A 19,505-nucleotide genomic window follows, 5' to 3' on the forward strand; every position below is an offset into this window, starting at 1 on the left:
AAGCATAAAAACTCAAGGAGCTATGAGTTCAACTCATAACCGGGGGATCAGATGCCGACCTTGTCCAGGGCCTTGCCCACGCCCTGCCAGAAGCGTTGCTGGCGGCGCACCTCGTAGCCGCTGGCGGCGATCTGCGCCGGTTCCTGGACCAGCCGGGTGCGGGCGATCTCCGGCTCGGCCAGGCGCGCCTCGATCAGCTGCAGCGGGCCGTCGCCCTCGCTGTGGCTGCGCTTGCCGGGCACGCGGTCCTCGTCGTAGCGCAGGTAGTAGACGCCGCCGGCCCTGGCTTCGAGCATGAAGCTGGCGATGCGGGTGAAGTCCAGCGGGCCGTCGGCGAAGAAGGTCCAGAAGCTGCCGAACAGCGGGCGGCGCATTTCCAGCTTGAAGCTGCCCGGCTCGAACTCCAGGGCCAGGTAGCCGTTGCTCGGCAGGCTGCCGATCTGCTCGTTGTTGAGGAACAGCCCGGGCGCCTCCAGCTCCTCGTCGGCCCACTGGTTCTGCGGGCGGTAGAGGTAGACCAGGGCATGGCGCGCATCGCTGGGCTGCAGCGGCGCGAAGGCCTGGCCGTCGGTGGCGCCGAAGAAGGCGCCGGGGGTACTGCAGCCGGCCAGCAGCAGGAGAACCAGGCCCAGCAGCGATCGCAACATGCGTCAGTCCCTTCTTGTGGTCATGCCTTGAGCATAACCAGCGACGGCCGCCAGACCACCCGCCGAAAGTCCGGGTGGCGGCGCCTCAGGGCAGGGTCGCCGGGCGCCGCTGCGCCGCCTGCGGTAACAGGTGGCGCACCAGCCACTTGCGCGTGGGTACCACCAAGCGTTCCTGGAACAGCACGCAGCTGACCACCATGAACAGCAGGAACAGCGGGTACAGCCACAGCGACAGCTGCTGCTCGGTGGCCGCGGTGATGCAGTAGGCCCAGTCGGCCAGGCAATCGCCCGGCGCGCGGATCAGCTTCTCGGTGCGCGAGAACAGGGTGAACAGCGGCACGTGCAGGGCGAACAGCGACAGCGAGGCCGCCCCCAGGCGCGGCGACCAGTGGCGGATCGCCGGGCTGTGCGGGTCGCGCGGCAACGCGCTGATGTACACCAGCACCAGTTGCGCCGGCAGCAGCAGGCCGTTGTGCAGCAGGAAGTACCAGTGCCGCGCGCCCTGGGTATAGAGGTAGTCGGCGGCGAGGAAGTTGGCCACCACGAAGCCGCCCAGCGCCAGCACCGCGCCGGTGCCGGGCAGGCGGCCGCCGTCCTTGTGCTCGCGGAACAGGCCGTAGGCGAGGATGCCGCCGAGGAACTCCGGCAGGCGCAGGATGGGGTTGCGGTGCAACAGGCCGGTCCAGGGCATGCCGTACTGCTGGTGCAGCGCCAGCAGCAGCGGCGGCACCAGGTACAGCAGCCAGAGCGCCAGCAGCGCCCGCCGCTTGTTGCCGATGCGCATCAGCCGCGGCGCCAGCGCCGGGAAGCAGAGGTAGAAGAAGAACAGCGTCGACAGCGACCAGAGCGGCGCGTTGAAGGTCAGGTACAGCGGGTTCCAGGCCTGCAGCATGGTCAGCTGGAGGATGCTGTTGAACAGCAGCTCGCGGTCGCTCATCCAGTGGCGGAACAGCTCCGGGTGGGTCTGGCCCAGGTGGTCATGGGTATCGTAGACGACGAAGCGCGGGGTGGCCTGGTCCAGGTCCGGGCCGATGCCCAGCTGGCTGATCAGCAGCAGCACGCCGATGGTCAGCAGGATCGAGAAGATGTGGATCGGGTAGAGGTTGGAGAAGCGCTTGGTGAGGAAGCTGCGCGGGCTCTCGCGCAGCTGGCCGTCGGTGACGTAGACGTGGGCCAGGAGGAAGCCGGAGAGCACGAAGAAGGTGCTGGTGGCGAAGAAGCCCAGGCTGGTCAGCTCGTCCAGCCCGCGGAACTTCTGCTCCGCCGGGTAGACGTGCAGGGTGTGGTAGACCACCACGTACATCCCGAGCAGGAAGCGCAACCACTCCAGCCCGATGAACCTTTCCTTGCGGATCTTGTTCACGACCTTCTCCCGTTTCCCCGGGTGCCTGCCCCGGCGGGCGGCTCAACGGCGGCGGTCGAGGAAATTCACCACCACCCGGTCGAGCCAGCCCCACAACCGCTGGTGCAGGCGCATCCACAGGGAGCGGCCGTGCCACAGCGTGAAATCGATCTCCCGGCTGGCGGCGAAGTCGGCGATCAGGCAATCGGCCACCGCCGCCGTGAAGTCGGCGTCCAGTATCTCGATATTGGCATCCAGATTGAACCGCAAGTTCCAATGATCGAAGTTGCACGAGCCCACGCTCGCCCAGTCGTCCACCAGCGCCACCTTCATGTGCAGGAAGCGCGGCTGGTACTCGAAGATGCGGATGCCGGCGCGCAGCAGGCGCGGGTAATAACGCTGCCCGGCATAGCGCACGGGGGCGTGGTCGGTGAGCCGCCCGGTCAGCAGCAGGCGCACCTCCACCCCGCGCCGCGCGGCCTTGCGCAGGGCCCGGCGGACCTTCCAGGTGGGCAGGAAATACGGCGTGGCCAGCCAGATGCGCTGCTGCGCGCCGTTCAGGCTGCGCACCAGCGACTGCAGGATGTCGCGGTGCTGGCGGGCGTCGGCGTAGGCCACCCGGCCCAGGCCGCTGCTGCCGATGGGCGTGGGCGGCAGGCGCGCCGGGTGCACCGCTTCCAGCGGGCGCCAGGCCTTGGCCTGCAGGCAGGCGTGCCACTGGCGCTCGAACAGCACCAGCCAGTCGGCCAGCACCGGGCCCTGCATCTGCACCATCACCTCGTGCCAGGCGCTGGTGTTCTCCGGCACCGACCAGAACTCGTCGGTGGCGCCGGCGCCGCCGACGTAGCCGACGTCCTGGTCCACCAGCAGCAGCTTGCGGTGGTCGCGGAACAGGTTGCGCCAGCCGCCGCGCCAGCGCAGCGGGTTGTACAGCCGCAGCTCGCCGCCGGCCTCGCGCAGCCGGCGGCCCCAGGCGCTACCCAGGCGCAGGGCGCCGAAGCCGTCGAACAGGCAGCGCACCGCCACGCCGCGGCGCAGGGCGTCGATCAGGGTTTCCAGCAGCAGCTCGGCGCAGGTGCCGCCTTCCACCAGGTACAGCTCCAGGTCGACCTGGTGCTGCGCCCGGGCGATGGCCGTGAGCATGCTCGGGAAGAAGTTCTCCCCGTCCACCAGCAGGGCGAAGCGGTTGCCGCTGCGCCAGGGGAAGACCGGCCCGCTCACCGCTGGGCGAAGATCAGCACGGCGCCCACCGGCACCGCCAGGTTGATGGTCTGCAGGCCGGCGAGCTTGCGCAGCCGCTCCAGCCCCGGCGCCAGGCCGAAGTCGGCGGCGTCGAGGATCAGCGGCGACAGCGTCACCACCTGGAAGCGCCGTTCGTCCAGGCGCGTCACCAGCACTTCGGCGCGGTAGCCGTGGCTGGTGCCACGCAGGTCCAGGCGCAGCGGCAGCGGCATCTCCAGTTGCGCGCCATTGGCCAGGCCGAGGATCGGCCCCAGGTCCAGTTGCGCGTCCACCGTGGCCTCGGGGTAGCGCTCGGTCTCGAACAGCAGCTCGCGGATGCGCTCGTCGCGCAGCGGCACGCCGCTGAGCACCGAGTCCAGCTCGATGCGCAGGCTGGCCTTGCCGTGGTCGTCGACGGCGCCGTGCATGACCAGGAAGCGGTTGTTGTCGGCGCCGGCGGCGCCGCGGCCGGTGACGAAGTTCAACCGCGAGGATTCGTAGTCGAGGTACCAGGCCGCCTGGGCGGAAGCGGCGAAGCAGGCCACGAGGAGGAAAGCGAACAGCGAGCGCATGAAGTCCCTTACATGAAAAACGGCTGGATCAGGCCAACGATAGCGGCCCGCCGCCGCCTTGCAAACCGGCCGACCGGCGAGCCCATTGGGCAGGCGGCAGCGCCAATGGTTCAGTCGGCCGGCAGCGCGGCAATCCCAGGCGAGAACGTAGGGCGCATAACCGTTCGCGGTTATCCGCCGGATACACCGAAGCCATGGCTAACACCCAGGTCAACCCCGGAGCCGCCGGGGACCGAGGCCAAGCGGCGGATAACGCCGTAGGCGTTATGCGCCCTACACCAGGCGTAGGGCGCATAACCGTTCGCGGTTATCCGCCGGATACACCGAGGCCATGGCCAACACCCAGGTCAACCCCGGAACCGCCGGGGACCGAGGCCAAGCGGCGGATAACGCCGCAGGCGTTATGCGCCCTACACCAGGCGTAGGGCGCATAACCGTTCGCGGTTATCCGCCGGATACACCGAGGCTATGGCCAACACCCAGGTCAACCCCGGAGCCGCCGGGGACCGAGGCCAAGCGGCGGATAACGCCGTAGGCGTTATTCGCCCTACAAAGCGTCCGCCTGGGGCAGCAGCCGGCAGCCCTCGCGCGGGCCGAGCCAGGCGGCGGTCTGGGTGCTGCCCAGGCCGCGGGCAGTCACGCGCTTGTGCTCGGCGTCGTCGAGGAAGGCGCTGGTGGGCACGTACTGCTTCGTGTAGCCCTGGCAGTACTCGGCGCTGTTGCCCATGACGTAGCGGCAGGAGCAGTACTCCTTGGCCGTGTAGGCGCCGATGATCGGCGGGAAGGATTCCAGGTGCACGCGGTTGGCCCAGGCCCAGCCGGCCAGGGCGACCAGCAGCAGGAGCAGCAGGCTGAGCAGCGGGTGGCGGCGGATCATGGCTTGGCCTCCGGCTGGGCGAAGGCCGCGAGGGCCCGCTTGAGGAAGTCGTCGTGGCGGTAGCTGCCGTCGCGGTCGTCGGCATAGCGCACTATCACCAGCTTCTGGTCGGGCAGCACGTACAGCGCCTGGCCCCAGTGGCCGAGGGCGGCGAAGGTGGTCTCCGGGGCGTTCGGCCAGGGCAGGCCGGCGCCGGCCGGGGCGCGGTTCAGCCACCACTGGCCGCCGGGCACGCCGTCGGCGGCGTCCTCCGCGGTGGGGTGGTAGTTGGCGAACGGCGTGAGGGCGAACTGCATCCAGGCCTGGGGCAGCAGCTGGCGTTCCTTCCAGCGCCCGCCGCGCTGCATCAGCAGGCCGATGCGCGCCAGGTCGCGGGCGGTCATGTAGGCGTAGGAGGAACCGACGAAGGTGCCGCTGGCGTCGCGCTCCCACACCGCCGAGCGGATGCCCAGGGGCTCGAACAGCGCGGTCCAGGGATAGTCCGCGTAGGCCTCGCCGACCATCTGCTTCAGGCTGGCGGCGAGCACGTTGCTGTCGCCGCTGGAGTAGCGGAAGCGCTGGCCCGGCTCGGCGTCGGCGGGGAAGCCGGCGACGAAGCCGGCCATGTCGTCGCGGCCGCGGGTGTAGAGCATGGCCACCACCGAGGACTTCAGCGGGGCGTATTCGTAGTCCTCTTCCCAGGCCAGGCCCGAGGCCCAGTTGAGCAGGTGGCGCATCTTCACCTGCGGGTGCGCGGCGAAGGGCGCGAAGTGCTGCGCCACCGCGTCGTCCAGCTGGAAGCGGCCCTCGCCGTAGGCCACGCCGAGCACGCAGGCCATGATGCTCTTGCTCATGGACCAGGCCAGGTGCGGGGTCTGCGCGCGGGTCGGCCCGGCATAGCGCTCGTAGACCAGTTGGCCGTCGCGGATCACCACCACGGCGTCGCTGCGCACGCCCTGGCGGGTGGCGTCGTCGCGCGCCGGGAAGGCATAGGCCTCGAAGGCCTGCAACGCCGGGCCGCTGGCCGCGGGGCCGGGCTGCCAGTCGGCCTCCGGCCAGGTTTGCGCGTGGGCCGGCGCCAGCAGGCACAGGCTGGCGACCAGGGTGGCGCCACGCAGCAGCGGGCGCAGGCAGGGCATGGGCATCGGCGGGCCTCTTGTTTTCAGCTCCGGCGGAACCCTAGCACGGCGCCATGACGGCCATAAGCGCCGATCACGCCGTAATGGCGGACGGATTCAGCGCGGCACCTGGTAGTCGGCCGGGCCGAGCAGGTCCATGCCGCACTCCAGGCCGCTTATCCAGTCGAGGAAGGCGTCGATCATCGGCCTGCCGGCGAAGGGCCGGCCGTGCTGCGGCACCATCATCTGCACGTCGAGGGTGCGCACCATGTCCGCCCACAGCCGGCACACCTTGTTGCTGGCCATGTAGCGGCGATGGAAGCCGAGCATGTGCGGCAGGTGCTCGGCGAAGTCCTGCACCGGGTTGGCGTCGTCCACCAGGGAGGCGCCCATGTCGCCGGAGAAGAGGATGCGGCTGACCGGGTCGTAGATCTGGAAGTTGCCCACCGAGTGCAGGAAGTGCGCCGGCAGTATCTTCAGCTGGCAGCGGCCGAGGTTCAGCGACTGGCCGCGGTCGGGCACGGCGATGACGCGGTCGTAGGTGGAGATGCCGTGGCTGACCGCCAGGTAGTTGGCCGTCAGGTGCGGCAGGAAGCGCGCCCAGAGCTTGGAGCAGATGACCTTGGCGCGGGTGTGCAGCAGCCATTTGTCCAGCGCGGCGATGATGTCCGGGTCCTGGTGCGAGGCGAAGATGTAGTCCAGCTCCTGCAGCGGCATCAGCTTCGACAGTTCCAGCGACAGCGGCGTGTAGGTCAGGTCGCCGCCCGGGTCCAGCAGCAGGTACTGGCCGTGGTCGACGATGAGGAACTGGTTGGACTGCACCCCGTCGCCGGTAACGAGGTCATCGAAGCACAGGCACTGGTGGGTGCCGTTGTCGAACAGCACTATGGGTTCGCGACGCATGGAGCTTCCTGCGGATCATGCCGGTGGGCGGCGGAATGTCGCGCAGGGTACCCAGGCGCGGGCGCAGGCCTCACTGACCTGGGTCAAGCCCCAGTGCCGCCCAGGCCTTGTCCAGGCGCCTGGCGCGGGCGCTGCCGCCCAGGGCGAGCACCGCGCGGTCGCGCTTCCACAGCTGCGCCCAGTGCTCCGGGCCCTGGGCGATGGCGGCGTCCAGCGCCGGGGTCAGGGCGTCGAACTGGGCGAACAGGCCGCCCAGCAGCAGGTGCGTGGCCGGGTCGCCGACCGGGTGCCGCGCCACCTCCGCACAGCCGGCCAGCAGCCCCGCCAGGCGCAGCGGCAGCTCGCGCGGCCAGCGGCTGGCCAGGCCCACGCCGTACAGCCAGGCCAGCAGCGCGGCCATCACGTGCAGGTCCTCCAGGCCGCGGAACGGCTTGCTGTAGGCGTCCCAGCCGTCGCCCGGCAGGCGCTCGCAGTGGGCGCCGTCGAGGATCAGCCGGGCATGGGGGATGTCGGGGATCAGCGGCATGGCCGGCATCGGCTCCAGGCGCGCGCCGGGGGCGCCGGCCAGCACCACGGTCATCGCCAGGCGCGGGGCGTCGCCGGCCGGCTCGTCGCGCGCCGCCACCAGGTACCAGGCGGCGCTGTCGGCGGCGGTGGCGAAGTCCTTGCGGCCGTGCAGGGTCAGGCCGTCCAGGCGGGTGACCAGGTCCGCCGGGCGCAGGCTCTTGCCCTCGCTGACGCAGAGCGCGCCGAGGCCGGCCGGGGCCGCCGGCCACAGGGCGCGCAGGGCCGCCTGGTAGCCGCCGAGGAAGGCCAGGCCGGGGGTGGCCGCCAGGCGCCCGGCGAGCACCGCCAGCTCCAGCGGCCCGGCGCCGTCGGCGCAGGCCAGCAGTTCGGCGTACCAGTCCTCCAGGGCCAGGCCGGCGGGCAGTGGCTCCAGTGGGCCGAGCAGGCGGTTCCAGGGCATGGGGCGATCCTCATCCAGGGGGTGGTTGTCATACAAGCATCACGCCAGGGTCACGAGCGTGACACCGCCGCTTCCTAGCCTGAGCTTGCACAACAAAGGCGACCGGCCGCAACCCGCCTGGCCGGCCCATGGAGGCCTCCGCATGAGTCAGACCGCCCACGCCTGCGACACCCCGCGCGAAGAACGCCGCCTCAAGGCCGTGCGCCTGCGCGGCGCCCGCGCCCTGCGCGAAGCCCAGGCCCTGCGCTTCCGCGTGTTCAGCACCGAGTTCGATGCGCGCCTGAAGGGGGCCGAACTCGGCCTGGACCTGGACGACTACGACAGCCACTGCCTGCACATCGGCGTGCGCGACCTGGCCAGCGGCGCCCTGGTGGCCACCACCCGCCTGCTCGACCACCGCGCCGCCGGACGCCTGGGGCGCTTCTACAGCGAAGAGGAATTCCACCTCGACGGCCTGGCCGAGCTGCAGGGCCCGGTGCTGGAGATCGGCCGCACCTGCGTCGACCCGGCCTACCGCAACGGCGCCACCATCGCCGTGCTCTGGGGCGAGCTGGCCGAGGTGCTCAACGAGGGCGGCTACCGCTACCTGATGGGCTGCGCCAGCATCCCCATGCGCGACGGCGGCGTCCAGGCCCTGGCGGTGATGCAGCGCCTGCGCGAGCGCTACCTGTGCCGCGAGCACCTGCGCGCCGAGCCGAAGACGCCGCTGCCGGCCCGGGAACTGCCGGACAACCTCACCGCCGAGCTGCCGCCGCTGCTCAAGGCCTACATGCGCCTGGGCGCGAAGATCTGCGGCGAGCCCTGCTGGGACCCGGACTTCCAGGTCGCCGACGTGTTCATCCTGCTCAAGCGCGACGAGCTGTGCCCGCGCTACGCCCGCCACTTCAAGGCGGCCGTGTGATGCGCGGCGCCTGGCGAACCGCCCGCCTGCTGGCGGTGGTCGGCCTGGGCCTGGCGCTGGCCGCCGCGGTGGCGCTGCTCGAACGCCTGCCCGGCTACGACTGGACCGCCCTGCGCCAGGGCCTGACGCGCTGGTGGCTGGCCCGCCTGCGCCGCGCCCTGCCGTTGCGGGTGACGGTCCATGGCGAGCTGCCCCGGGGCCCGGCGCTGTGGGTCAGCAACCACGTGTCCTGGCTCGACATCCCGCTGCTCGGCGCCCTGGCCCCGCTGACCTTCCTATCCAAGGCCGAGGTGCGCCAGTGGCCGCTGGCCGGCTGGCTGGCGGAAAAGGCCGGCACCCTGTTCATCCGCCGCGGCTCGGGCGACGGCAGCCGCCTCGGCGAGCAGATCGCCGGGGCCCTGCAGCTGGGCCGCTCGACGCTGATCTTCCCCGAAGGCACCACCACCGACGGCCGCGGCCTGCGCAATTTCCACCCGCGCCTGCTGGCCGGCGCCATCCACGCCGGGGTGCCGCTGCAGCCGGTGGCCCTGCGCTACCTGCGCAACGGCGAACCGGACCCGCTGGCGCCCTTCATCGGCGACGACGACCTGCTCAGCCACCTGCTGCGGCTGCTGCGCAACGACCGCGGCTGCGTGGAGATCCACCTGCTCGCGCCGCTGCCCAGCCAGGGCCGCGACCGCGCCCAACTGGCGCAGCAGGCCCACGCCGCCATCGGCACGGTGATCTACGGGGAAATCGCTCGGGACCAGGCGCTGGCCGCCTGAAACAGGAAGGAAGTCGAACCTGCCGGGCGCCACGGCTGGCAGGTTCCGCCCCGGACGGCGGAGCAGGCCCAGGCCCCCGGAAAGACCGGCGCCCGCCATTGGCGGGCGCCGTCGTTCCAGTGGCGCGCGGGGCCTGCGCGGCGCCGCCCTATACGTCGGTGTCCGGCGGCACGACCAGGATGTCGCAATCCAGTTCGCGCAGGGCGTAGTCGGCAACACTGCCGATCAGGGCACGCTTGATCCCTCCCATGCCCCGGGTACCCATCACCAGCAGGTCCGGCCGGTGCTTCTCGGACATGCGCTCCAGCACGTTGCCCGGCAGGCCGACGGCGACCAGCTGTTCGTCGATCCAGGGCTCCAGCCGCTGGTCCCTGAGGAACGCCTTGAACTCGTCCACCGCCTGCCGCGTCTCGGTGCCGACGAACTCGTCGATGCGCTCCTCGCTGACCCCGGAGTACTGCATCATGCCCTTGGCCAGCGGGCTGAAGGCGTAGATGGCGCGGCGCACCGCGCCCTGCAGCAGGCCCAGGCGCTCGGCGACGCGCACCGCGTTGGCCGAGGCCGGCGAGGTGTCCAGCGCCAGCAGCAGGTCGCGGTATTCGCCGGCGGCCGGCTGGTTGACCATCAGCACCGGCAGCTTGCCGGCGCGCACCACCCGCTCCACCGTGGTGCCGACGAAGATGTCGCGCAATACGCTCTTGCGGTGCGAGCCCATCACCAGCAGGTCGACGTCCTCCTCCAGCGCGCAGCTGACGATCTTCTGGTTCGGGTCGCCCACCTCGACGCGGATGCGCGGGCAACTGCCGCCCAAGGCGGTGAGCTCGACCAGGCGCGCCTCCAGCAGCAGCCGGACCTGCGTCGCCTCCTGCTCGACCAGCGCCGCCGGCTGGTCCTCGTCGACCACGCAGAGCACCGTCCACGGGCAGCCGAAGCGCTTGGCCAGGGCCCCGGCGCGTTGCAGGGCCTTCTCCGAGCGCGACGACAAGTCCGTGGCGATCATCAATGATTTGAGCATGCAGCACCTCCCTCTCCATCGTGGGTTCTATTGCATCCTTTCATGGCTTTCCTACGTTTGATGCATATCAAGCCGGGGGCGATCCCCAGGCAAATCGTCGCACCGCCCGGCCAGCGCCAGCAGTTGCGGGTAGAAGGCGCGGAAGTCGTCGCTCAGCACCTGGTAGCGCTCGGCCAGCTCCTCCCAGGCGCCGTCCAGCAGGCCCGGGCGCGACAGCCGCCGGGCCATGCCGGCGAGCACGTCCTGCAGCACCGCGAAGTCGCGGTAGCTGCCCAGCCAGTCCTGCGCCGCCATGCGCGGGGCGATACGCGCCAGGCGCTCGGGCAGTTGCGGGGTCTGGTTCAGTACACCATAGACGCGGCGGGTGAATTCGCTGAGCGGCTCGTTGCTGAATGTGTCCCAGTCGCGGGCCAGGCAATGGTCGAAGAACACGTCCAGCAGCACCCCGGCCAGACGCCGCCGCTCGGCGGGAAAACGCAGCTTCGCCGCGTGCACCAGCGGATGGCTGTCGGTGAAGGCATCGATGCGCCGGTGCAGGCGGATGGCCGCCTCGACGTCCGCCGGCCAGCGCCCGGCCAGCGGCCCCTTGACGAAGTCGCCATAGAGGCTGCCGAGCAACTGCGCCGGCTGCGAGCCGCCGAGGTGGAGGTGGGCGAGGTAGTTCATCGTCCAAGCTTAGCGCGAAAGCGGCCGCGGCGGGGTGCGGGCGGGCCCGCGGATTTGCCCGCAAGGCCCGTCTCTGCTAGTGTCGCCGGGTTCCGAATACCCCGCCGAGATGTCCCATGGCCCGCAAGAAAGCCGTCGATTTCGAACAGTCCCTCGCCGAACTGCAAACCCTGGTGGAACGCCTGGAGAGCGGCGAGCTGTCCCTGGAGGACTCGCTCGGCGCCTTCGAGCAGGGCATCCGCCTGACCCGCGAATGCCAGGCGGCGCTGAGCCAGGCCGAGCAGAAGGTGCAGGTGCTGCTGGAGCGCGATGGAGAGCTGAGCGAGGCGCCCTTCGACAGCGAAGGCGAAGACGCATGATCGCCGCCTACCAGGCGCGCTGCCAGGCGCGCGTCGATGCCGCCCTGGAAACCCTGTTCACCCCGCCCCGCGAAGACCTCCAGCGCCTCTACCGGGCCATGCGCTACAGCGTGGTCAACGGCGGCAAGCGCGTGCGCCCGCTGCTGGCCTACGCCGCCTGCGAGGCCCTCGGCGGCGACCCCGCCCGGGCCGACGGCGCGGCCTGCGCGGTGGAGCTGATCCACGCCTACTCGCTGGTCCACGACGACCTGCCGGCGATGGACGACGACGCCCTGCGCCGCGGCCAGCCGACCACCCACATCGCCTTCGACGAGGCCTGCGCCATCCTCGCCGGCGACGGCCTGCAGGCGCTGGCCTTCGAGGTGCTGGCCGATGCCCGGCTGAACCCGCAGGACGCCGGGACGCGCCTGGCCATGGTCAGCGCCCTGGCCCGCGCCGCCGGCTCCGCCGGCATGGTCGGCGGCCAGGCCATCGACCTCGAGGCGGTGGGCCGGCGCATCGACCAGGCGGCCCTGGAAACCATGCACCGGCACAAGACCGGCGCGCTGATCGAAGCCAGCGTGCGCCTCGGCGCCCTGGCCAGCGGCCACGCCGACGCCGAGCGCCTGGAGGCCCTGGCCCGCTATGCCGGCGCCGTCGGCCTGGCGTTCCAGGTGCAGGACGACATCCTCGACGTGGAAAGCGACACCGCCACCCTGGGCAAGACCCAGGGCAAGGACCAGGCCCACGACAAGCCCACCTATCCCGCGCTGCTCGGCCTGGAACCCGCCAAGGCCTACGCCCTGGCCCTGCGCGACCAGGCCCTGGCGGCCCTGGAAGGCTTCGGCGCCGGCGCCGAGCCACTGCGCGACCTGGCCCGCTACATCGTCGAGCGGCGCAACTGACCGACCGGTCGTTTCGCCTATAACCGCACTCCCCTGGAACTGTAGGAGCGGGCCCTGCCCGCGATTCGCGCGCAGGGCGCGCTCCTACAGGGGAATGGCATGGCTCGGCCCGCGTTGGAGCGGACTCCGTCCGCGATCCGGCGGATAACGCCAGGCCCACCCATGACGTAGGGCGAATAACCGTTCGCGGTTATCCGCCGTTGGCCGTGCCACCGGGGTGTCCGGCGTGGCGGGGACCAATCGCGGACGGAGTCCGCTCCTACGACCGTGTTTTCCTGGAGCTGCAGGAGCGCGCCATATCCACGCCGACAGCTCTAGGTTGCCGTCTTCGCCGGCGTGGCAGGGCGAAGGACCTAGGTCCGCAAGCAAAGCCCTGCCCCACCCCACACGAACAACCGGACGCAAACCACCCGCTTTCTCGGGCAAACGGCACGACCGCCTTGCTTGGGCCTGTCAGAAGCATCAGGTAAACTGCCGCATCTTTGCCTCTCATAACGATCAGCCTGATGCCCACGACGTTCCACGAGATTCCCCGCGAGCGCCCCGCCACCCCCCTGCTCGACCGCGCCGGCACGCCGGTCGAACTGCGCCGGCTGGGCGAGGCGGAGCTCGTCACCCTCGCCGACGAACTGCGCCAGTACCTGCTCTACAGCGTCGGCCAGACCGGCGGCCACTTCGGCGCGGGCCTGGGGGTGATCGAACTGACCATCGCCCTGCACTACGTCTTCGACACCCCGGACGACCGCCTGGTGTGGGACGTCGGCCACCAGGCCTACCCGCACAAGATCCTCACCGGCCGCCGCGAGCGCATGGGCACGCTGCGCCAGAAGGACGGCCTGGCCGCCTTCCCGCGCCGCTCCGAGAGCGAGTACGACACCTTCGGCGTCGGCCACTCCAGCACCTCCATCAGCGCCGCCCTGGGCATGGCCATCGCCGCCCGCATGCAGGGCTCGGGGCGCAAGTCGGTGGCGGTGATCGGCGACGGCGCGCTGACCGCCGGCATGGCCTTCGAGGCGCTGAACCACGCCTCCGACGTGCAGGCCGACATGCTGGTGATCCTCAACGACAACGACATGTCGATCTCGCACAACGTCGGCGGCCTGTCCAACTACCTGGCCAAGATCCTCTCCAGCCGCACCTACAGCAGCATGCGCGAGGGCAGCAAGAAGGTGCTCTCGCGCCTGCCCGGGGCCTGGGAGATCGCCCGCCGCACCGAGGAATACGCCAAGGGCATGCTGGTCCCCGGCACCCTCTTCGAGGAGCTGGGCTGGAACTACATCGGCCCCATCGACGGCCACGACCTGCCCACGCTGATCGCCACCCTGCGCAACATGCGCGACCTCAAGGGCCCGCAGTTCCTCCACGTGGTGACCAAGAAGGGCAAGGGCTTCGCCCCGGCCGAGGCCGACCCCATCGGCTACCACGCCATCACCAAGCTGGAGCCGGCGGGCGCCGCGCCGAAGAAGGCCGGCGGGCCGAAGTACTCCAACGTCTTCGGCCAGTGGCTGTGCGACATGGCGTCGCAGGATCCGCGCCTGGTCGGCATCACCCCGGCGATGAAGGAAGGCTCCGACCTGGTGGCCTTCGCCGAGCGCTTCCCGGAGCGCTACTTCGACGTGGCCATCGCCGAGCAGCACGCGGTCACCCTCGCCGCCGGCATGGCCTGCGACGGCATCAAGCCGGTGGTGGCGATCTACTCCACCTTCCTGCAGCGCGGCTACGACCAACTGATCCACGACGTCGCCGTGCAGAACCTCGACGTGCTCTTCGCCATCGACCGCGCCGGCCTGGTGGGCGAGGACGGCCCGACCCACGCCGGCAGCTTCGACCTTTCCTACCTGCGCTGCATCCCCGGCATGCTGGTGATGGCCCCCAGCGACGAGGACGAGCTGCGCAAGCTGCTGACCACCGGCTACCTGTTCCAGGGCCCGGCGGCGGTGCGCTACCCGCGCGGCAGCGGCCCGAACACGCCGATCGACCCGGCGCTGGAGCCGGTGGAAATCGGCAAGGGCGTGCTGCGCCGCCAGGGCAAGGCGGGCAAGGTCGCCATCCTGGCCTTCGGCGTGCAACTGGCCGAGGCCCTGCAGGTGGCCGAGCGCTTCGACGCGACCGTCGCCGACATGCGCTTCGTCAAGCCGCTGGACGAGGCCCTGGTGCGTGAGCTGGCCGACAGCCACGAACTGCTGGTGACCGTGGAAGAGAACGCCGTGATGGGCGGCGCCGGCGCCGCGGTCGGCGAGTTCCTCGCCCGCGAGAACCGCCAGCAGCCGCTGCTGCACCTGGGCCTGCCGGACTACTACGTGGAACACGCCAAGCCGGCGCAGATGCTCGCCGAATGCGGCCTGGACGCCGCCGGCATCGAGCGCGCCATCGCCGAGCGCCTGGCGCAGCTGGCCACCCCCGCGCCCGGGGCCTGAGCCCCGGCGCGGCGCCGGGCCGCGTCAGCCCAGCAGCGCCAGGGTGTCCAGGGCGATCATGCGTTCCTCGGCGGTGGGCACCACCAGCACCCGCGGCGAGCCGGGCCGGTGGATTGCCCGGCAGCGCCCGCCCACGCACGCGTCGTTGGCCGCCTCGTCGACGGCGAAACCGAGAAATTCCAGGTGGGCCAGGGTCCTGGCGCGCACCAGCGACGAGTTCTCGCCGATCCCGCCGGTGAACACCAGGCCGTCGATGCGCGGCATGGCGCAGCCCATCGCCGCCAGGGACTTGGCCAGGCGGTAGCAGAACACCTCGATGGCCAGGGCCGCGCCCGCATGGCCCCGGGCGCGCGCCTGCTCCAGCGTGCGCATGTCGTTGGACAACCCCGACAGGCCGAGCAGGCCGCTGTCCTCGTTGAGCATCCTGTCGACTTCCTCGATGCTCCAGCCCAGGCTGCGGATCAGGTGGCCGTGCAGGTTGGGGTCGACGTCGCCGCTGCGCGTGCCCATCACCAGCCCCTCCAGCGGCGTCATGCCCATGCTGGTGTCGCGGCTGCGGCCGTTGACGATGGCGCAGGTCGAACTGCCGTTGCCCAGGTGCGCCGACAGCCAGCAGCTGTCCTCCGCCGGCAGGTCGCACAGGGCGGCGGCGCGCTGGCTGACGTAGCGGTGGCTGGTGCCGTGGAAGCCGTAGCGGCGCACCCCGAAATGCCGGTACAGCCGTTCCGGCAGGGCGTAGCGGTAGGCGTGCTCGGGCAGGCTCTGGTGGAAGGCGGTGTCGAACACCGCCACCTGCGGCAGTTGCGGGTACAGCGCCAGGGCGGCCTCGATGCCGGCCAGGGCCCCGGGGTTGTGCAGCGGCGCCAGGGCGACGGTGTCGCGGATGGTACTCATGACCTGCGGATCGATGCGGCAGGCCTGGCTGAAGTGCTCGCCGCCATGCACCACGCGGTGGCCGATGCCCTGCAGGCGCCCTTCGGCGGCCGCCTGCACCAGCGGCAGCAGGCGCGCCAGGGCCTGGCGGTGGTCGGCGTTGGGCAGGGCGAGGTCGGCGCGGCCGCCGGCGTCGACGATGCGCAGGCTGGCCTGGGGCGTGCCCAGGCATTCGACGATGCCGCTGGCGCGGAACTCGGCGGCGCTTTCCTCGACCAGGGCGAACTTGATCGACGAACTGCCGCAGTTGATGACGAGGATGCTTCGGTCGGACATGGAAGGGTTTCCTGCAGGACAAGGGAGAGCCCGACGCGCCACGCCGCCCCGGACCGCGAAGGGCCGGGCACGGGCGCGCCGGGAGGAAGAGGTGCGGCCTACCAGGCCGCGCTCAGGCGTTCGCGATTGGCCAGGGTGGCCGAGGGGCGCTCACCGAAGAGCAGCTGGTAGTCGCGCCCGAACTGCCCCATGTGCCAGAACCCCCAGGCCATGGCGGCGTCCTGCACGGTCGCGTAGGGCGAGTGGGGGCTGCCCAGCTCGCGGTGCACGGCGTTCAGGCGCACGGCCTTGAGGTAGTGGATGGGGCTGCGCCCGAGCACGTCCAGGAAGCAGTTGCGCAGCGTGCGCTGGCTGACGTGCAGGAGCCGGCACAGCTCCAGCACGCTCACCGGCCGCGCGGGGTTGTCCAGCACGTATTCGCGCGCCCTGGCGACCACCCAGTGCTTGCGCAGCAGGGTGCGGGAACAGGCGTGGCGGGCCGCTTCGGCGCCCTGCAGCAGGTCCAGCAGGCAGAGCAGCAGGTCGTGGTTCAGCTGCCGCGCCACCGCGGGCTCGCGCAGGCTCAGCGGCTCGACCTGGGCCAGCGCCAGCGCGGCGCGCATGAAGTCGCACAGGCGCCGCCGGGCGCCGGGCTCGACCTGCAGCAGGCGCGACTCCTCCAGCAGCAGGCCGAGGTGGCGCAACTCCTCCAGCTCCAGGTGCTCCAGCAGCGCCTCGCGCTCCACCACCAGGCCGAGGATGTTGTAGTCGTCCGGGGTGCTCAGCTCGAACTCGCGCCCGCCCGGGCGCACGGCGATGGCCTGGGCGTCGATGCAGTCGCGGCCGATGTAGCCGACGTCCTTGTCGCCGTAGGGGATGCCGAACCAGAAGGCGCCGGGCCAGACCATGCAGGACTGGTGCAGCGCGTGGCTGGTGTATTCGCGGAAGAACTGCAGGCCGTCGAGCCAGACCTCGGTCAGCTCGCCGCGGAAGGGCCCGGGGTCGAGCTGGTCGTAGAGCTGCTGCCAGGCGGTGATGTTGCAGGCGTGGGCGTAGACGTCGCCGGTCTGCCGCCGGCGCACGCCGTCGCCGTGGCCCAGGGGTTCGTCCAGCCCGCCCGGCGCGCCTTCGCACGCCCACAGGTGATGCAGATCGATTGTGCTTTTCTTGTCCGACATGACGCCTTGCCCGATGACTTCAGGGACCCGCGCGAGCGGGTCGGGTTTCGTCTGCAAGGCACGGCCAGGTGGGTAGCTCTGTGGCTGCCTCACACTGTGGAGAATTCGTCAGAGCAGGTGTTGCCACAGGTCAAGGTGCGGCCTGGCCACCGTCATGGCGTGCACCAGCAGGCCCTTTTCCCCGGCACTGGCGCAGGCCACCCGCACCGCCGCCTCCACGTCGGCGATCTCGCCGGTCAGCACCAGGTAGCACTTGCCGCCGATGCCGAAGGCCATGTGTACCCGCACCAGGGTGACGTTGGCCGCCTTCACCGCGGCATCGGCGGCCTCGATGCAGGCCGCCACGCTGAAGGTTTCCACCACCCCCAGCGCGCGCGGCTCGTCCACCGGGTTGACGCCGCTGATGGCCGGCAGCACCGACTCGTGGATGTTCGCCAGGACGAACTGGTCCACCAGCATCTGCCCGCCCTCGGCCGCGCCGGCCTGCACCGCCTGGCGCACCGCGGCGACCTCGCCGCCGACCATGGCGATGTACTTGCCGGGGCAGATGGTCTTGGCCGCCAGCAGCTGCACGTCGGCGCTCTTCAGCATCAGGTCGGCGAGCTGCACGCCGCGGGCGATGCTGGTCAGTTCGATCAAGCCTATGGCGTGGTGCATGAAGCTTCTCCTGGCGGGTTGGCGACGAGGCGGATGTGGCCGTCGCCGACCTCCGCCACGCGGCCGGCGATGCTGGCGTGCAGCGGCACGCCGAGTTGTCCTTCGGGCACTTCGGCGATGCAATCGCCCAATGCCACCTGCTGGCCCACGGCGACACAGGGCCGGGCGGCCACGCCGATGTGCTGGCACAGCGCCAGGCACACCTCGGCGGGGTGGTGTTCCTGCGCCAGCAGCGGCGCCTTGTGGTTGTAGGCCTGCAGTTCCAGGCGCGAGACCAGGCGGCTGACCGGCAGCAGGCGGTATTCGGCCATGGGGTCGGCGCCGCGCAGTTCGCCCTGGTAGCGGGCGCCCTCTTCGCGCAGGCGGGCCTTGAGCGCCTGGTTCAGGCGCATCGGCGAGATGTCCACCGGGCAGGCATAGGCCTCGCAGATGCCGCATTCGGAGCAGGTCAGCGCCGACAGCAGCACGCTGGGCTGCGCCACGTGCTGGTAGTTGGTGGCGCGCACGATCAGGTGCGGCGGCAGCTCGTGGCCGATCATGTGCCGCGGGCACAGCTCGGTGCACAGCGTGCACTGCTCGCACACCGAGCGGGCCATGGCCAGCACCGAGTCCATGCCCTGCCGGCGGCGGCGCACCAGCAGGTGGTCGTCCGGCAGCGCCAGCAGGCCGCCGGTAGTCTTGCTCACCGGCTCGTCGAGGTCGTCCAGCAGGTGCCCCATCATCGGCCCGCCATTGATGAAGGCCGGGCGATCCACGGTACTGCCGCCGGCCAGGGCCAGGGCCTCGCGCAGCGGCGTGCCCAGCGGCAGGCTGAGGGTCAGCGGCCGGCGCACCGCGCCGTTCACGGTCAGGGTGCGGTGGGTCACCGGCTGCTGCCGTTCCACCGCGCGGCCGACGTTGATCAGCGTCTGCACGTTGCTCACCACCACGCCGATGGCCAGCGGCAACGCCGCCGGCGGCACGCGCCGGCCGGTGGCCAGCCAGATGGTGATGACCTCGTCGCCGGCCGGGTAGACGTCCGGCAGTATGTGCAGGCGCACGCGCTCGGGCAGCAGCGGTTGCAGGCAGTCGATGGCCGCCCGGTACTTGGCCTTGAGGGCGATGATCCCCTCCTTCGCGCCGGTGGCGGCCATGCCGTGGAGCAGGCCCTTGAGCAGCCATTCGGCCTGTTCCACGGCGAGCTGCTGGTCGACCTTGAGCAGGGGCTCGCACTCGGCGCCGTTGACCAGGTAGATCTCCGCCTCGGCCTGCAGCTTGACGTGGGTCGGGAAGCCCGCGCCCCCCGCCCCCACCACGCCGGCGGCGAACACCCGGCGGCGGATCTCGTCGGGCGCCAGGGCCTGCACGGCGATCATCGCGGCGCCCCTCCCGGCAGGCGGTAGCGGCTACTGCGGCGGCGCAGCCGGCCCTGGGCGAAGAGGCCCTCCAGCCAGGCCCGGGCCTGCGCCACCGGGATGTCGAAGGCCGCCGCCACCTCGCTGGCGCTGTAGCCCTGCCTGCGCCGGGCGAGCAGGCCGAGCAGCGCCTCCTCCGGCGCCGGCGCAGGGCGCGGCGCCGGGTCTTGCCCGGCGTCCAGCAGGGTGCCCAGCAGGTAGGCGGTGTCGTCTTCCGGGCGGCCGATTTCCTTGCGGCCGACCAGGCAGCCGCGCCGGCTGGCCAGCGCCGCGCCGGCGTCCAGCGCGGCGCGGCAGGCGGCCAGGTCGCCCTCCACCACCAGGGTGACCAGCGCCGGGTTGGTCACGGCCTGGCGCAGCAGGCGCACCGACGCCGCCTTGAGCATGGCGTCGGCGGCCTCGATGCCGCAGGCCAGGCCCCTGACCTCCAGCAACCCCAGGGCATCGATCATGGCG

20 protein-coding genes are annotated in these 19,505 nt (G+C 71.2%); 5 read left to right on the top strand and 15 right to left on the bottom strand.

Going from position 1 to position 19,505, the window contains the following annotated elements; genetic code table 11:
• Positions 1–47: 47 nt before the first annotated feature.
• From VV867_RS20980 to VV867_RS21015, 8 genes are all read right to left on the bottom strand, one after another.
• Entirely contained in the window at positions 48–647 is a 600-nt protein-coding gene (locus VV867_RS20980; RefSeq protein WP_328567455.1) for a DUF2846 domain-containing protein, read from the bottom strand.
• A gap of 85 nt (positions 648–732) precedes the next feature.
• Complete coding sequence (locus VV867_RS20985; RefSeq protein ID WP_089389779.1) at positions 733–2,010, bottom strand: acyltransferase family protein; 1,278 nt, start codon at positions 2,008–2,010, stop codon at positions 733–735.
• A 42-nt stretch (positions 2,011–2,052) separates the two neighbouring features.
• The gene (locus VV867_RS20990; protein ID WP_109934683.1) at positions 2,053–3,132 is read right to left on the bottom strand and encodes a phospholipase D-like domain-containing protein; all 1,080 of its coding nucleotides are present in this window, start codon (positions 3,130–3,132) and stop codon (positions 2,053–2,055) included.
• A 74-nt stretch (positions 3,133–3,206) separates the two neighbouring features.
• Positions 3,207–3,782: a YceI family protein gene (locus VV867_RS20995; protein ID WP_328567456.1), complete on the bottom strand. Its 576-nt coding sequence runs from the start codon at positions 3,780–3,782 to the stop codon at positions 3,207–3,209.
• Between the two features lie 547 nt (positions 3,783–4,329).
• On the bottom strand, positions 4,330–4,659 hold the full coding sequence (locus VV867_RS21000; RefSeq protein WP_328567457.1) for an amidase: 330 nt from the start codon (positions 4,657–4,659) through the stop codon (positions 4,330–4,332).
• A complete protein-coding gene (locus VV867_RS21005; protein WP_328567485.1) occupies positions 4,656–5,777 on the bottom strand; it encodes a serine hydrolase domain-containing protein in 1,122 nt (373 codons plus the stop codon). The genes VV867_RS21000 and VV867_RS21005 overlap by 4 nt, the downstream gene beginning before the upstream one ends.
• A 96-nt stretch (positions 5,778–5,873) precedes the next feature.
• Complete coding sequence (locus tag VV867_RS21010; protein WP_109934475.1) at positions 5,874–6,659, bottom strand: MBL fold metallo-hydrolase; 786 nt, start codon at positions 6,657–6,659, stop codon at positions 5,874–5,876.
• 70 nt (positions 6,660–6,729) lie between these two features.
• The gene (locus tag VV867_RS21015) at positions 6,730–7,626 is read right to left on the bottom strand and encodes an acyl-CoA dehydrogenase (RefSeq protein ID WP_328567458.1); all 897 of its coding nucleotides are present in this window, start codon (positions 7,624–7,626) and stop codon (positions 6,730–6,732) included.
• Positions 7,627–7,768: 142 nt separating this feature from the next.
• On the opposite strand from VV867_RS21015, the gene olsB reads away from it, so the two are divergent.
• Together olsB and VV867_RS21025 are read left to right on the top strand one after the other, a co-directional pair.
• A complete protein-coding gene (gene olsB, locus VV867_RS21020; RefSeq protein ID WP_328567459.1) occupies positions 7,769–8,527 on the top strand; it encodes an L-ornithine N(alpha)-acyltransferase in 759 nt (252 codons plus the stop codon).
• Positions 8,527–9,291 carry a lysophospholipid acyltransferase family protein gene (locus VV867_RS21025; protein WP_328567460.1) on the top strand — a complete coding sequence of 255 codons (765 nt, stop codon included), beginning with the start codon at positions 8,527–8,529 and terminating at the stop codon, positions 9,289–9,291. The genes olsB and VV867_RS21025 overlap by 1 nt, the downstream gene beginning before the upstream one ends.
• A gap of 148 nt (positions 9,292–9,439) precedes the next feature.
• On the opposite strand, the gene VV867_RS21030 is transcribed toward VV867_RS21025, so the two are convergent.
• Positions 9,440–10,306: a universal stress protein gene (locus tag VV867_RS21030; RefSeq protein ID WP_328567461.1), complete on the bottom strand. Its 867-nt coding sequence runs from the start codon at positions 10,304–10,306 to the stop codon at positions 9,440–9,442.
• Positions 10,307–10,357: 51 nt separating this feature from the next.
• Positions 10,358–10,972 carry an acyl carrier protein phosphodiesterase gene (locus tag VV867_RS21035; protein WP_328567462.1) on the bottom strand — a complete coding sequence of 205 codons (615 nt, stop codon included), beginning with the start codon at positions 10,970–10,972 and terminating at the stop codon, positions 10,358–10,360.
• A gap of 116 nt (positions 10,973–11,088) precedes the next feature.
• On the opposite strand from VV867_RS21035, the gene VV867_RS21040 reads away from it, so the two are divergent.
• The 3 genes from VV867_RS21040 to dxs all read left to right on the top strand — a co-directional run bounded on the left by VV867_RS21040 (position 11,089) and on the right by dxs (position 14,632).
• On the top strand, positions 11,089–11,331 hold the full coding sequence (locus VV867_RS21040) for an exodeoxyribonuclease VII small subunit (protein ID WP_009615726.1): 243 nt from the start codon (positions 11,089–11,091) through the stop codon (positions 11,329–11,331).
• Positions 11,328–12,215 (top strand): (2E,6E)-farnesyl diphosphate synthase, encoded by an 888-nt coding sequence (ispA, locus tag VV867_RS21045; RefSeq protein ID WP_328567463.1) that lies wholly within the window; start codon positions 11,328–11,330, stop codon positions 12,213–12,215. The genes VV867_RS21040 and ispA overlap by 4 nt, the downstream gene beginning before the upstream one ends.
• Before the next feature lie 506 nt (positions 12,216–12,721).
• Positions 12,722–14,632, top strand: a complete 1,911-nt coding sequence (gene dxs / locus VV867_RS21050; protein WP_328567464.1) for a 1-deoxy-D-xylulose-5-phosphate synthase — start codon at positions 12,722–12,724, stop codon at positions 14,630–14,632.
• Positions 14,633–14,656: 24 nt separating this feature from the next.
• On the opposite strand, the gene VV867_RS21055 is transcribed toward dxs, so the two are convergent.
• The 5 genes from VV867_RS21055 to VV867_RS21075 form a co-directional block, all read right to left on the bottom strand.
• Positions 14,657–15,841, bottom strand: a complete 1,185-nt coding sequence (locus VV867_RS21055) for an acetate kinase (protein ID WP_328567465.1) — start codon at positions 15,839–15,841, stop codon at positions 14,657–14,659.
• Between the two features lie 98 nt (positions 15,842–15,939).
• Positions 15,940–16,998: an HTH-type transcriptional regulator EutR gene (gene eutR / locus VV867_RS21060; RefSeq protein WP_275628627.1), complete on the bottom strand. Its 1,059-nt coding sequence runs from the start codon at positions 16,996–16,998 to the stop codon at positions 15,940–15,942.
• Between the two features lie 108 nt (positions 16,999–17,106).
• A complete protein-coding gene (locus VV867_RS21065) occupies positions 17,107–17,655 on the bottom strand; it encodes a BMC domain-containing protein (protein ID WP_275628626.1) in 549 nt (182 codons plus the stop codon).
• On the bottom strand, positions 17,640–19,010 hold the full coding sequence (locus VV867_RS21070; protein WP_328567466.1) for a 4Fe-4S dicluster domain-containing protein: 1,371 nt from the start codon (positions 19,008–19,010) through the stop codon (positions 17,640–17,642). Before VV867_RS21070 ends, VV867_RS21065 begins: the two co-directional genes overlap by 16 nt.
• Positions 19,007–19,501 carry a BMC domain-containing protein gene (locus VV867_RS21075; protein WP_109933922.1) on the bottom strand — a complete coding sequence of 165 codons (495 nt, stop codon included), beginning with the start codon at positions 19,499–19,501 and terminating at the stop codon, positions 19,007–19,009. The genes VV867_RS21070 and VV867_RS21075 overlap by 4 nt, the downstream gene beginning before the upstream one ends.
• Positions 19,502–19,505 lie beyond the last annotated feature (4 nt).

This window comes from Pseudomonas sp. JH-2 (assembly GCF_036231725.1).
Taxonomy (GTDB): domain Bacteria; phylum Pseudomonadota; class Gammaproteobacteria; order Pseudomonadales; family Pseudomonadaceae; genus Pseudomonas; species Pseudomonas delhiensis.

Excerpts from the sequence above, each read along its gene's own strand:
- VV867_RS20990 (WP_109934683.1), bottom strand. The coding sequence starts at position 3,132 with ATGCTCACGGCCATCGCCCGGGCGCAGCACCAGGTCGACCTGGAGCTG.
- VV867_RS21065 (WP_275628626.1), bottom strand. The coding sequence starts at position 17,655 with ATGCACCACGCCATAGGCTTGATCGAACTGACCAGCATCGCCCGCGGC.
- VV867_RS21010 (WP_109934475.1), bottom strand. The coding sequence starts at position 6,659 with ATGCGTCGCGAACCCATAGTGCTGTTCGACAACGGCACCCACCAGTGC.
- ispA (WP_328567463.1), top strand. The coding sequence starts at position 11,328 with ATGATCGCCGCCTACCAGGCGCGCTGCCAGGCGCGCGTCGATGCCGCC.
- olsB (WP_328567459.1), top strand. The coding sequence starts at position 7,769 with ATGAGTCAGACCGCCCACGCCTGCGACACCCCGCGCGAAGAACGCCGC.
- eutR (WP_275628627.1), bottom strand. The coding sequence starts at position 16,998 with ATGTCGGACAAGAAAAGCACAATCGATCTGCATCACCTGTGGGCGTGC.
- VV867_RS21075 (WP_109933922.1), bottom strand. The coding sequence starts at position 19,501 with ATGATCGATGCCCTGGGGTTGCTGGAGGTCAGGGGCCTGGCCTGCGGC.
- VV867_RS21005 (WP_328567485.1), bottom strand. The coding sequence starts at position 5,777 with ATGCCCTGCCTGCGCCCGCTGCTGCGTGGCGCCACCCTGGTCGCCAGC.
- VV867_RS20980 (WP_328567455.1), bottom strand. The coding sequence starts at position 647 with ATGTTGCGATCGCTGCTGGGCCTGGTTCTCCTGCTGCTGGCCGGCTGC.
- dxs (WP_328567464.1), top strand. The coding sequence starts at position 12,722 with ATGCCCACGACGTTCCACGAGATTCCCCGCGAGCGCCCCGCCACCCCC.
- VV867_RS21015 (WP_328567458.1), bottom strand. The coding sequence starts at position 7,626 with ATGCCCTGGAACCGCCTGCTCGGCCCACTGGAGCCACTGCCCGCCGGC.
- VV867_RS20995 (WP_328567456.1), bottom strand. The coding sequence starts at position 3,782 with ATGCGCTCGCTGTTCGCTTTCCTCCTCGTGGCCTGCTTCGCCGCTTCC.
- VV867_RS21070 (WP_328567466.1), bottom strand. The coding sequence starts at position 19,010 with ATGATCGCCGTGCAGGCCCTGGCGCCCGACGAGATCCGCCGCCGGGTG.
- VV867_RS21000 (WP_328567457.1), bottom strand. The coding sequence starts at position 4,659 with ATGATCCGCCGCCACCCGCTGCTCAGCCTGCTGCTCCTGCTGCTGGTC.
- VV867_RS21040 (WP_009615726.1), top strand. The coding sequence starts at position 11,089 with ATGGCCCGCAAGAAAGCCGTCGATTTCGAACAGTCCCTCGCCGAACTG.
- VV867_RS21025 (WP_328567460.1), top strand. The coding sequence starts at position 8,527 with ATGCGCGGCGCCTGGCGAACCGCCCGCCTGCTGGCGGTGGTCGGCCTG.
- VV867_RS21035 (WP_328567462.1), bottom strand. The coding sequence starts at position 10,972 with ATGAACTACCTCGCCCACCTCCACCTCGGCGGCTCGCAGCCGGCGCAG.
- VV867_RS21055 (WP_328567465.1), bottom strand. The coding sequence starts at position 15,841 with ATGTCCGACCGAAGCATCCTCGTCATCAACTGCGGCAGTTCGTCGATC.
- VV867_RS21030 (WP_328567461.1), bottom strand. The coding sequence starts at position 10,306 with ATGCTCAAATCATTGATGATCGCCACGGACTTGTCGTCGCGCTCGGAG.